The following is a 243-nucleotide window of genomic DNA, read 5'->3' on the forward strand; positions in this document are numbered from 1 at the left end:
GCGCCGAGGAGATACACCGTGCGTACACGGTCGTGTTCCAGTCGAATTTCGCGGCGGTGATGTCGACCGACGCGTGGATCGCGGGCCTGGGCGGCGCGGCGATGCCTGCGCACGATTCGGTGGCGGCGTCGAACCGGCGGGCGCGGGCGCGGCGCGCGCAGGCGGCCTGAGCGGATGGGGTAGTTGAAAAGTCGATCGGACGGCGCGGTGCGCTCGCGATCGATTCAATCGCAGCACATGATG

Annotated in this window: 1 pseudogene; it reads left to right on the top strand. The window is 69.1% G+C overall.

Features of this window, described 5'->3' with window-relative positions:
- Positions 1–170 (top strand): annotated as a pseudogene (locus SB816_RS34335) (cysteine hydrolase); the annotation flags it as partial.
- Positions 171–243: the final 73 nt, after the last annotated feature.

The sequence above is a fragment of the Achromobacter sp. SIMBA_011 genome, from assembly GCF_046535435.1.
Lineage (GTDB): Bacteria > Pseudomonadota > Gammaproteobacteria > Burkholderiales > Burkholderiaceae_B > Achromobacter > Achromobacter dolens.